Annotated in this window: 9 protein-coding genes; 2 read left to right on the top strand and 7 right to left on the bottom strand. The window is 55.3% G+C overall.

What is annotated here, in order from left to right:
* Positions 1–376: 376 nt before the first annotated feature.
* The 4 genes from ACRQV7_RS15420 to ACRQV7_RS15405 form a co-directional block, all read right to left on the bottom strand.
* The gene (locus tag ACRQV7_RS15420) at positions 377–1,549 is read right to left on the bottom strand and encodes an NAD(P)-dependent malic enzyme (protein ID WP_444658920.1); all 1,173 of its coding nucleotides are present in this window, start codon (positions 1,547–1,549) and stop codon (positions 377–379) included.
* 19 nt (positions 1,550–1,568) lie between these two features.
* Positions 1,569–2,522, bottom strand: coding sequence for an L-lactate dehydrogenase (locus tag ACRQV7_RS15415; protein WP_444658919.1), 954 nt, complete (start codon positions 2,520–2,522; stop codon positions 1,569–1,571).
* Between the two features lie 183 nt (positions 2,523–2,705).
* Positions 2,706–3,410: a response regulator gene (locus tag ACRQV7_RS15410; protein WP_444658918.1), complete on the bottom strand. Its 705-nt coding sequence runs from the start codon at positions 3,408–3,410 to the stop codon at positions 2,706–2,708.
* Positions 3,403–4,923 carry a sensor histidine kinase gene (locus tag ACRQV7_RS15405; RefSeq protein ID WP_444658917.1) on the bottom strand — a complete coding sequence of 507 codons (1,521 nt, stop codon included), beginning with the start codon at positions 4,921–4,923 and terminating at the stop codon, positions 3,403–3,405. The genes ACRQV7_RS15410 and ACRQV7_RS15405 overlap by 8 nt, the downstream gene beginning before the upstream one ends.
* A gap of 266 nt (positions 4,924–5,189) precedes the next feature.
* Between ACRQV7_RS15405 and ACRQV7_RS15400 the strand changes: the two genes are divergently transcribed.
* Positions 5,190–6,020 (top strand): Cof-type HAD-IIB family hydrolase, encoded by an 831-nt coding sequence (locus ACRQV7_RS15400; RefSeq protein ID WP_444658916.1) that lies wholly within the window; start codon positions 5,190–5,192, stop codon positions 6,018–6,020.
* A 51-nt stretch (positions 6,021–6,071) separates the two neighbouring features.
* On the opposite strand, the gene ACRQV7_RS15395 is transcribed toward ACRQV7_RS15400, so the two are convergent.
* The 3 genes from ACRQV7_RS15395 to ACRQV7_RS15385 form a co-directional block, all read right to left on the bottom strand.
* Positions 6,072–6,830: an SDR family NAD(P)-dependent oxidoreductase gene (locus ACRQV7_RS15395; RefSeq protein WP_444658915.1), complete on the bottom strand. Its 759-nt coding sequence runs from the start codon at positions 6,828–6,830 to the stop codon at positions 6,072–6,074.
* Positions 6,831–7,088: 258 nt separating this feature from the next.
* Positions 7,089–8,159: an A/G-specific adenine glycosylase gene (gene mutY / locus ACRQV7_RS15390; protein ID WP_444658914.1), complete on the bottom strand. Its 1,071-nt coding sequence runs from the start codon at positions 8,157–8,159 to the stop codon at positions 7,089–7,091.
* Between the two features lie 26 nt (positions 8,160–8,185).
* Positions 8,186–10,117, bottom strand: coding sequence for a fructose-1,6-bisphosphatase (locus ACRQV7_RS15385; protein WP_444658913.1), 1,932 nt, complete (start codon positions 10,115–10,117; stop codon positions 8,186–8,188).
* A gap of 251 nt (positions 10,118–10,368) precedes the next feature.
* Here ACRQV7_RS15385 and ACRQV7_RS15380 point away from each other — a divergent pair, with 251 nt between their 5' ends.
* Entirely contained in the window at positions 10,369–11,763 is a 1,395-nt protein-coding gene (locus tag ACRQV7_RS15380) for a uracil-xanthine permease family protein (protein WP_444658912.1), read from the top strand.
* The last annotated feature ends 163 nt before the right edge of the window (positions 11,764–11,926 follow it).

The following is an 11,926-nucleotide window of genomic DNA, read 5'->3' as shown; positions in this document are numbered from 1 at the left end:
GAAAGGAGTCTCCGCCTGCTTCATTAGTGCATCGCCGCAAGTAGGAATTGATCGTTAGCTCTGCCCTCAGGCCGGGCAGGCCCCTACTTTCGGTTCTTGTACGAAAGTAGGCAAAGTACGCGCAGGGGGATTTTGAATTCCCGGCGGGAGGGTTCCATAAAATCCCCCTGCACCCCCGGGGTATCCCCAAAGTGTTTTTATGTGGCACATCATCTTCGCGGTTTTCATTGACGGGGGGTACGGAAAAGTTGGCAGCCTACTCTATGAGAGGGCTGACGCGAAGCGACTGAGGGAGTAGCCGGACGAGCAAATCTTCGGCCGAACCTCAAAAAAGCCCTTTCTCTAAAAAGAGAAAGGGCTTTTGGCAAACAGAATATCAGATTCTTGCCACGCCGGTTTTACGGGCGGCTTCCGCAACGGCCTTCGCAACAGCGGCGGCCACGCTGTGGTCGAGCGCGCTCGGGATGATATACTCCGCAGAAAGCTTATCGTCGGTGACGAAGCCTGCGATCGCGTAAGCCGCGGCAATCTTCATCTCATCGTTGATATCGCTTGCGCGGACATCCAGCGCTCCGCGGAAAATGCCGGGGAAAGCCAGAACGTTGTTGATCTGGTTCGGGAAATCGCTGCGGCCGGTACCGACCACCGCGGCGCCCGCTGCGAGAGCCAGGTCGGGCATGATTTCCGGAGTCGGGTTCGCCATCGGGAACAGGATGGGGTCTTTGTTCATGCTCCTGACCATTTCCTGGGTCACACAGCCCGGAGCGGAAACGCCGATGAACACGTCCGCGCCCTTGAGCACGTCCGCAAGGCTGCCGCTGCGCTTGCCGCGGTTGGTGATCGCGGCCATTTCCTTCTTTTCGGCGTTGAGGCCCTCGCGGCCCTCGTAAATGGCGCCGCTGCGGTCGCACATGATGACGTCCTTCAGGCCGAGCGCAATCAGCAGCTTGATGATGGCAATTCCCGCCGCGCCCGCGCCGCTGGTGACGACCCGGATTTCGTCAAGCTTCTTTCCGGTGAGCTTCAGCGCGTTGAGCATGGCGGCAAGGGTAACAACCGCGGTGCCGTGCTGGTCGTCGTGGAAAATCGGAATATCGCAGCACTCTTTCAATTTTCTTTCGATTTCAAAACAGCGGGGAGCGGAGATATCCTCCAGATTGACGCCGCCAAAGCTGCCCGCGAGCAGACGGACGGTGTTGACGATGTCGTCCACTTCCTTGGAACGGACGCAGAGCGGAATCGCGTCCACGTCGCCGAAAGCCTTAAATAGGGCGCATTTGCCTTCCATAACCGGCATGCCCGCTTCCGGGCCGATGTCGCCGAGTCCGAGCACCGCGGTGCCGTCGGTGACAACCGCCACAAGGTTGGAGCGGCGGGTCAGTTCGTAACTTTGGTTGACATCCTTTTGAATTTCAAGGCAGGGCTGGGCAACGCCGGGGGTGTAAGCGAGCGACAGATCGTCGCGCGTCTTCAGCGGCGCGCGGCAGACGACCTCGATCTTGCCCTTCCATTCACGGTGAAGTCTGAGCGATTCCTTTGCGTAATCCATTTATATACATCCTTTCAAATTAGATATCGAGAGAAGCGATGGTGCTCTTCAGAATATTGGCGCTGGCGAGCAGTTTTTCCTGCTCCTCGGCGGTCAGTTCGGGCGCCTTCATGCTACTGATGCCGTGGCAGTCAAGGACGAACGGAAGGCTGAGGCAGACGTCGTCAATGCCGTAGGCGCCGTGGATCATGCCGGAAAGAGTGGTGACGGTGTTCGTATCGCGGAGAATGCACTCGCAGATACGGCGCGCGGACAGCGCGATCGCGTAGTAGGTCGCGCCCTTCAGGCTGATGACCTGTGCGCCGGAGGTGTGGACTTCGGTTTCAATCGCCGCAAGGTCCAGCTCTTTGAAATCGGGGTTTCTGTCGCTCATGCTGTTGAGATAGGTTTTCAGCGGGATGCCGCCGATGCTGGTGAGGGACCACGGCACCATGGAAGAATCGCCGTGCTCGCCGAACATATAGGCATGGATATTTTTCGGGCTGATTCCGAGCGTATGCGCAAGGCTTTCGCGCAGACGGCTGGAATCAAGCAGTGTGCCGGAGCCGAAAACGTGCGATTCCGGAAGGCCCGTTGTTTTCAGGATCGTGTAGGTGATGATGTCCACCGGGTTGCTGACAACGACATAAATCGCGTCCGGCGCATAACGCACGGCCTGTGGCATGACGCTCTTGATGATGTTGACGTTGCCCTGCGCAAGGTCGATTCTGGACTGTCCGGGTTTGCGCGCGCAGCCCAGGGTCACGATGACGATGTCGGAATCCCTGATATCCGGGTAATCGCCGGCGTAGATGTTTACCGGCGGGCACAGCGCGGTCCCCTGGATAATGTCCATGGCCTCACCCTTCGCTTTGTTCTGGTTGATGTCCACCAGAACGATCTCGGACGCCATTCCGTCCAGAGTGAGCGTATATGCGATTGTGGCGCCCACGTTTCCTGCGCCGAGGATGCTGATCTTATTCCCTTTTTTCATGACAATCCCTCCAAATATAATATTAGAATTTACAAAATGAGGCGTTTATACTCACGGCTTCAAAGAGACTGGAAATCATTGCTAATTTCTCTTAGAGACGAAAATTCAGGCCAAGTGTTAAAAAAATAACGATAAAACTTATAAAACCCCCTGGGAAAAAGGGAAAGAACCGTTTTTTAGGGGCTACGGCTCGTCGCTCATGCGGTAGCCGACGCCGACTTCCGTCAATATGTACTTGGGCTCGGCGGGATTCTGTTCGATTTTGCGGCGGATATTTGCCATATTTACGCGCAGAATCTGCCGGTCGCTTTGCGCGAAATGCCCCCACACCTGGTTGATAATGAAAGCATAGGTCAGCACGCTGCCCGCATGCTTGGCCAGCAGAGCGACGATTTTGAACTCAATCTGCGTCAGATGGACGTCCGTTCCGTCCACGGTGACAATATGTTTGTCAAAGTCGATGGACAGGCCGCCTTTCGTGAACAGGCCGCCGGGGAAATCTTCGCCGGTTTCCATTTTGATGCTGTGGCGGATAGCGGTGCGGATGCGCGCCAGCAGCTCGGATGTGCCAAAAGGCTTGGTAATATAATCGTCCGCGCCCAGATCCAGCGCCTCGACCTTTTCCGTTTCGTTTCCGCGGGCGGAGACAACGATGATCGGAATACCCGACCAGTTTCTGACCGCCTTCAAAACCTCAAGACCGTCTATGTCCGGCAGTCCCAGGTCCAGAAGGATCACGTCGGGGCAGTGGGAAGAGACCATGGAAATGGCGCAGGCGCCGGTTTCCGCTTTCAGGGTACGGTAATCGTTTGCGGTCAGGATCGTGGAGATAAAATTGCAGATTGGCGCTTCGTCCTCCACAATCAGAACGGTCGCTTTGTTAATCATCGGACTCAGTTCCTCCCAACGGCAGCATAAAGGTAAACGCCGCTCCGCCGTCTTTCCGGTTTTCGGCGGTCATTTTTCCTCCATGCGCTTTCACAATGGACATGCATATCGTCAGACCGATGCCGTTTCCCCTTGAGGAATCGCTGCTTTTGTTTTTTGCGGGGGAAGTTCCCGTAAACAGGCAGGAAAGTTCTTCCGCCGGGATCCCCTTTCCCTTGTCGCTGACACGGAAGACGGCATGGTCTCCCTCAACGAACACCTCCAGCCTGATGGGGACCGCTTTTCCCGCGTGCCGGATGGAATTTTCAAGCAGGTTGATAATGACCTGTTCAATCAGGGTGGCGTCCATGGGAACCATCAGAAATTCAGAGGGGACGGAAACATGGATTTCCGCCCGGGGGTACCGGCGCCGGATGCGCCCTACGGCTTCGGCTACGATTTCCTCTGCGGCCTCCGGGTATTTCTTCAGCGTCGCCGGCTTCTGGCTGATGCGCGTTACTGTCAGCAGATTTTCCACAATCCGGATCAGCCATTCAGCCTCCTCGTGAATGTCGGAAATCAGCTTGTCGTGGGCGGCCGGATCGATGAGGTCCCTGTTTTCGGCAATGGCCGCGCTGGCGCCGAGGATGCTGGTGAGCGGCGTTCTTAAATCGTGAGAAACCGCGCGTAAAAGGTTGGTGCGCATGGTTTCTTTTTCCGCTTCCATCATGATGCGCTGCTGCTTTTCGGCCAGCTGCCGGTGTTCCAGCGCCAGCGCGGCCTGAGAAAGCAGAAGGTCAAAAAAGGTAAGCATACCGGGTTCCGGTTTTTCTTCGTTTTCATAGACAAGGCCGGCCACCCCCAGAATTTTTTCCTGAGAGGACAGGGGCAGATACAGGCAGTCCTTCGTGGACGTTTTTACATTGGTGGTAAAAGCCTGATGCGCCGCGGACTTTTCTTCCTTGGAATCCAGCAGAATCCGGTGTTGGTCGCAGGTGCTTTTTACGGTCCCCCGCGAGGAAAGCGGGTCCGTCAGGTAGAAAATCACGCTTTGACGGGTATATCTGCAGAGATATTCCAGCGTGAGGGCCACGACCTGGTCGGAATCGCCTGCCGCAACCAGTTTTTTGCTGAATTCATAAAGATTTTCCGTCCGCTTTTCCCGCTGTTCGGAAAGACGCGCCTGTTCCTTGATCCGGGCCGTCATCGCACTTGTGACAATGGACACGGCAAGCATGCTGATAAAGGTGACAGGATAGCCGGAGATAGTAAAGTTAAATGCGTGGTAAGGATAGGTGAAGTAGTAGTTTGTGCCGATCACACCGGTGATTGCCGCAAGGATTCCCCACAGATAGCCCGCGGTGAATCTTGAAACCAGCACAACCGCAAGAACATACACAACTGCCAAATGGTCGTAACTGCCGGATAACTTTACAATCAGAAAAGAAACGGAAGTGGCGGCACCCAGCACAAAGATGCTTTTTAAAGCGTCCTTCAAAAAGCTGGCGGAGGAAACCGCGGATGAACGGGCCAAACTCCCACTCTTATTTCTAATTATAAATCACTTCCCGATTTTAATAAATTTATTAAAAAATTACGGTATACGAGTACATTATAACATACACTATGATAAAAATAAAAGACCAAATAGATAAAAAATTTTTAAATAAAAATGATTTTTATTGGTGGATTGACACGAAAATCGGACTTTTCAGGAATAAAACCGGCGGGATGCTCACCCGGAGCGGCTAAGCATGTTATAATAGAACCAAACACAAAAATCTGAGGAGGAAATCAATTTTGGACATCAAACTGATCGCACTCGACATGGACGGAACCGTTCTGAAAACGGATAAAACCGTGTCGCCAAAAACCGTTCGGATCCTGAGGGCCGCCGCCGCGCGGGGAATTGAGCTTGTGCCGGCTACGGGCCGCATGCGTAAGATGATTCCGAAGGAAATGCTTGATGTCGGTTCCATCCGGTACGCCATTACGTCCAACGGCGCCTCCGCGGTGGATCTGGAAAAAGACAGGGTGATTTACGCGAACCAGATGACGGCTGAGGAAAGCGACTGGATCATTGATTTTCTGATGCCCTATCACGTGATGGTGGAAGCTTACGCGGAAGGACATTCCTATATCGATAAACAGCACTACAGTTTGCTTTCCACCTTTCGCGACTACCCGCCGGTCCTGCGGGATATGATCCTGAAATATCAGACTTTTGTGGAAGACCTTCCCGGGTTTCTAAAGAAAAACGGTTTGTGCCTTGAAAAGATCAATATTCCCTTTATGGAGGAGGACGTCCGCCGGGAGCTGGTGGAAAAGCTGACGCAAAAAAAGGAATACGCCATTACGGCTTCCTTCGGTAACAATCTGGAAATCAACGCCGCCGCCACCAGCAAGGGTGACGCGCTGAGCCACCTGAGCGCAATGCTGGGAATTTCCCCGGAGCAGGTCATGGCTTTCGGCGACGAGCGCAACGACCTGCAGATGCTGAAATTCGCCGGCTGCGGCGTGGCGATGGGCAACGGCCACGAATCCGTCCGCCAAATCGCCGATTACGTAACGCTGACCAATGAAGAGGACGGCGTGGCACACGCGATTGAAAAGCTGCTGGATATCCACTGAACAGAAAACCCCCCGGCGCTCCGTTTTGTACGAAGGCGCCGGGGGTGCTGTTTATTTTTCGCCGGTTTTCCGCTTCTGCATATGGTAGGCGATTCTGAGCATCGGTTTTTCGGGAAGGAATCTGCCGAAGAAACGGGTGCATTTCATCAGCGTGCCGGGGACGATCACGAGCTTTCCCGCAAACATTTTCCGGATGGCGTATTCCGCGACATACCGGCTTTCCAGTCCTTTTACGCTGAATTTCACGTCGGCGACCGAATCGAATTCCGTACGGACCGGCCCGGGGCAGAGCGCGCAGATATGAACACGGCTGCCGCTGCGGCGCAGTTCCTCGTAAACGGCTTCCGTCAGGCGCAGGACATACGCCTTGGAGGCGTAATAGGAGGAAAGCAGCGGGCCCGGCTGAAAGGCGGCGGAAGAGGCGACGTTCATGATGTAGCCCGCGTCTTTCGCCTTGAAATCCTTGAGGAAAAGCTTGGTCAGGATATGCACGGCGCGGATATTGGTGTCGATCATCCGCAGCTCCTTTTTCAGGTCGGTTTTGTCGAACGCGCCGAAAACGCCCAGTCCCGCGTTGTTGATCAGGATATCGATGTTTTCGCTCCTGACCTGCTCGTAAAGCGCTGTACACTCCGACTCCACGGAAAGGTCCGCGCAGATAATCCGCGCATGGGTTTTCAGCGAGGATGCGAGCTGTTCCAGCCGGTCCCTCCGGCGGGCGGCCAGAATCAGGTCGCAGCCCCTGTCGCTCAGAATTTTTGCCATATCCCGGCCCATGCCGGAACTGGCCCCGGTGATCAAAGCTTTCATCTGGTTCTCCTTTTTTAACACCAAATACGATTACGGCATTTCCAGTCCGATATCCCGCAATTCTGGGTAAAATTGCTGTAATTTGCAAAATACGAAGAAAAAGTCGAAATGTTCACAATTTATTCATTGTTAATTCAAAATAATTGTGCTATACTACAACCGTTATCGGATATTTTTTACGCAGTACAACTTACGAATAGGAAGACCGTCAGACCGGAGCCATCCGGATTGACGGCCTTTTCCGTTTTCCGGGGTTTTTCAGTTTCGGGAAAGAAACTGCCGCAGGCAGCTCTGGAAGGCGGTCGGCAGCGTATAGGTTTGGGCCAGTTCTTCGCGGTCCGCCCAGACGAGGCCGCCGTCCGGCGCGGCACCATCCGGCGCGGCGCTTTCTGCTGTAACGAGGTAATTTGCCATATGCCACTCCCTGTGGGTGAAAATATGCTTCGACGCGGGGAGGCGCTCTATTTTTACGGGAGAAACGCCCAAAGCTTTCAACCAGTCCGCCGCCTGCTGTGGAGAAAGTCTGCCGGGGGTGTTGGGAAATTCCCAAAGCCCTGCCAGAAGGCCCTTTTCCGGCCGCTTACGCAGCGCGGCTTTCTCACCGCAGAGGATCAGAAAGACGGTTTTTTCCTCAACGGTCCGCTTCTTTTTTTCCGCCTTTACCGGCAGCTCCTGCTCAATGCCCTGCGCGTGCGCCGCGCAGAGGGCGGACAGGGGGCATTCCCCGCATTTCGGCGCGGCGTTGGGCACGCAGACGATCGCGCCCAGCTCCATCAGCGACTGGGTAAAAGCGCCGGCGCGCCCGGCGGGATAAATTTCCCGCAGCCGGCCGGCGAACCCCCGCTTGACGGAAAGGTCGCCGACGGGTTCCCGGCTGGCGGTCACGCGCGACAGAACGCGCAGGACGTTGCCGTCCACCGCCGGGGCCGGTTTGCCGTAGGCAATGGACGCGACGGCGCCCGCGGTGTACTCCCCGATGCCGGGCAGGAGCAGAAGCTCCTCCGGCTGTTCGGGCAAAACGCCGCCGTACCGCCCCACAACGGCGCGCGCCGCCTTTTGCAGGTTGCGGGCGCGGCTGTAGTAACCCAGGCCCTCCCACAGCTTCATAAGCTGCTCCTCCGGCGCGGCGGCAAGCGCGGCGACAGTGGGAAGCTCCGAAGTAAAGCGTTCAAAGTAGGGCTTTACCGCCTCCACCCGCGTCTGCTGGAGCATGATTTCCGAAACCCAGACCCGGTAGGGCGTGGGGTTGTCGCGCCACGGCAGAACGCGCGCGTTCGCGTCGTACCATGAGAGCAGCGGCTGTACAATTTTTTGCAGTTGATCATCCATGAGTCGTTTTCAATTTCCTTATCGGTTTATTTTTCCTTGATGGTGCCGCTGCGGTAAGCCTGCAGCAGCGCGGTCAGCTCTTCGATCTGGCGGCTGAGCTCGGCGCCGTTGTCGGTGTCCGCCACGGTGACGCGCTGCTTGATCGCCTCCACCACCATGACCTTCGGGGAAGTCTCGCACACGCTGCAGCCGGATTTCAGCGGCTTGTGCTCCGCCAGCGCCAGATAGCGGGAATTCGCAATGAAGGTGTAGCCCCCGATCCCGGTCTGGGACTGGTAGGATTTGGAGATGCCGCCGTCGATCATAAACAGAAGGCCTTCGCCCTTGACCGGCACTTCTCCCGCTTTCACGGGGACGTGGCCGTTGATGATGTGCGACGAGGACGGGTCAAGGCCGAATTCCCTTAACAGCATTTCGCAGGTGGAGCGGTGCTCGATATGCGTATAGTAGGGATTCATTTTCTCCCGGTGCGTTTCGGGGGCGTCGATAAAATAGCGCTCGAACGTGGACATCTTTGCTTTCCCGAACAGGGGGGACCTCGCCCCGCTCCACAGGTACCACATCAGGTCGCGCGCGTTTTCGCGCTCCGGGGAACCGGACGGCGCGAAATAGGCGGTGCGCACCATACCGTCGAGAAATTCCAGATATTCGCGTCCGGAATGGTCATGGCCGTAAAGATGGACACAGTCAAGACTGCCGTCCTCCCGGAGCGGGATGCACCCGTGGTACAGCAGGTTGGAATTGATGCGCAGGTACATGCTGCCGTGGGAATACAGGAAACGGATGTGCTTTTCCAGCCGTTCGCTGTGGCTGAACGAGGACGCGATGGTTTTCATCAGCTCGGTTTCCGCGTGGGTCAGCTCCAGCGGATGTTTGGGGTCGACCGTGGGGAAGAGCTTGTCGCGCAGGGGGTATTCTTTGCCGCCGAGCGTGACCGTCCCTTTCTCGAAGTTGATTTTATCCAGAAGAATCCGGTCGTCCATATGATATTCCGGATGCTTTTTAATGAGCTGGGCCTCTACCTTGAACTGGATGACCGCCATGGCCTTGTGCATTTTCGCCGCCAGCGGGATATCCACCGGGTCGTACTGGTTTTCGTCCAGGATATGGGGGATGAAGGCCTCGCACGGGTCGTCGTGATAGGTCTGTTCCGCAAAGATGGACAGCGCGCGCAGGTTGATGCCGTAGCCGTCCTCCAGCAGGTCGAAATTGTTGTAGCTGATGCCCAGCCGCACTACGTTGGCAACGCACGCCCAGTTTCCGGCGGCGGCGCCCATCCAGGAGATATCGTGGTTGCCCCACTGGATGTCTACGTCGTGGCAGTTGATCAGCGCGTCCATAATCGCGTCGGCGCGCGGGCCGCGGTCGAAAATATCGCCGATGATATGTAATTTGTCGATCAAAAGCTGCTGGATCAGGTTGCACAGCGCGGTAATAAATTCCTCGCTCATGTGGGTCGACACAATGGAGCGGATGATTTCGCTGTGGTAATGCGGCTTGTTGCTGCCGCCGTCCGCGTGCAGGAGCTCGTCGATGATATAGGCGAAGCTTTCAGGCAGCTTTTTGCGGACCTTGGAACGGGTGTATTTGGAGGACGCCTCCTTGCAGACCTCTACCAGACGGTAAATGGTGATGCGGCACCAGTCGTCAAACGCCGGTTCCCGCTGCTTTGCGGCGCAGTACTCCGTTTCCGGGTAATAAATCAGCCGGGCGAGCGCCGTGCGCTCCCCTTCGGACAGGGACTGCTCAAACAGCTCGTCGACCTTTTTCCGGACGACGCCGGACGCGCTTTTTAACTGGTACAGGAAAGCTTCGTGTTCTCCGTGAAGATCGCTGAAAAAATATTCGGTGCCTTTCGGCAGGCTTAGAATCGCTCTGAGGTTGATAATTTCGGATGCGGCGGCCTGTGCGTTCGGATAATCCTTGGCCAGAAGCTTTAAATAGCGCTCGTCAATCATGAAATCTGCCTCCTCATTCTTATTCGTTGGCCCATGCGCAGCGCATTGAATTGTGATTATAGCATATATCAGATGAATATTCTTGATTTTGACGCTTACTTTTATAGGATAGTATAATTTCAACAAAAAATCAATCGTAACGGCGTAAAATAATAAAGAACAAAAATTAAATTTTATGTTGTATTGTGGATAATTATACGGTATAATAATCGGAAAGCCAAAAACCAATTGAATAAACGGAGGGATCGTCCTTGTCAACCAAACCCGCAGCGGGCTATTTGCCTGATGAAAAGCCACCCTTTCTGAAACTGCTGCTGTTCGCGTTTCAGCAGATCATCGTGATGTTTCCGGCAACGGTGCTGGTCGCGCTGCTTACCGGATTCCATGTTTCCACCACGATCTTTGCAAGCGGACTTGCAACCATCGGATTTATCCTGATTACAGGAAGAAAAATCCCGCTTTTCTACGGATCGAGTTTTTCGTACATCACGGCGATCTGCTCCATCACGGGCGCACAGGCGTTTGCCGGCCCGGTGGCCGACGACAAAATCGCCGCCGCGCAGTTCGGCATCGTCCTTTCCGGACTGGTTTCCATTGCGGCCGGGATTATCATCAAGCAGTTCGGGCAGGAGGCAATCGAAAAAGTGCTTCCTCCCACCATTACGGGCAGCATTGCCATGGTGATCGGTCTTTCCCTCGCGGGCACGGCCCTGAGCAATCCCACAAACCTGCCGAACGGCGTGACCGACGCGGCAAAGGCGCTTGCGCTGAACCTGTCGTGGACCATCTGCCTTGTGACCCTGCTCGTGACCGTCCTGTTCTCCGTTTACCTGAAAGGCACCTGGGGCCAGATCCCGATTCTGCTCGGCCTTCTGACCGGATATGTTCTGGCGCTGGTTCTTGGCGGCATCTATGGAATCGCCTTCTGCGACTTCAACAAAATTCCGGAAACCAGCTCCCTGTTTTCCATCCCGGCAATCGGCTTCGCGCTCCCGCACTTCACTTTGCCGCAGGCAAGCTGGGCGGCGGTCGGGGCGATTATGCCGATTGCGATTGCCACTATTCCGGAATCCACGGCCCACCTTTATCAGCTCGATATCTACGTAAACAATCTTGCCAGGAAAAAGGGCTCTGACAAGCGGTACAATATTTCGGACAAGCTGGGGCTGAACCTGATCGGCGACGGCCTTGGCGATATGATTTCCGGTGTGGTCGGCGGGCCGGCCGGCACCAATTACGGCGAAAACCTGAGCACCATGGCGATTACCAAGAACTTTTCCACGCCAATGCTGATTGCGGCGGCCATCATCACCATGGTTATTTCCTGCTTCACCCCGCTGACCGCGGCGGTCTACTCGATTCCCAACGCGGTGATCGGCGGCATTTCCATTTACCTGTTCGGGGTCATCGCGTCGCAGGGCGTAACCATTATGATCAGCAAAAAGGTCGACATGTTCGACTCGCGCAACCTCGCGATCATCGCCACCGTCCTGACCATCGGCATCGGCGGCAGCTTCGCGTTTTCCGACGGCATGATCCCCATGTTCGGCGCGAAATTCCCGGCCATTGCCACCGCGGCGATTTTCGGAATCCTGCTGAACCTGGTTCTGAATATCGGAAAGGAAAAACCGGCGTTGGAGGAATAATCCCCTCGATAGACAGAAATAAAAGAATACCGCACAGCGGCCATGAGTACACCCTGTACTCATGGCCGCTTTTTCAGTCGCAGTTCTGTTTCAGCGAAAAATGTTTTGCACATTGCCAACAGCTTGAAAATTGACTTAAAAGAATATTAAAAAATTTAGGAAA

Source organism: Caproiciproducens lactatisolvens (genome assembly GCF_052443335.1).
In the GTDB taxonomy this organism is placed as follows: Bacteria; Bacillota; Clostridia; order Oscillospirales; family Acutalibacteraceae; genus Caproiciproducens.
The sequence above is the reverse complement of the archived record's forward strand: the minus strand, read 5'-3'. Positions and strand labels throughout refer to the sequence as shown.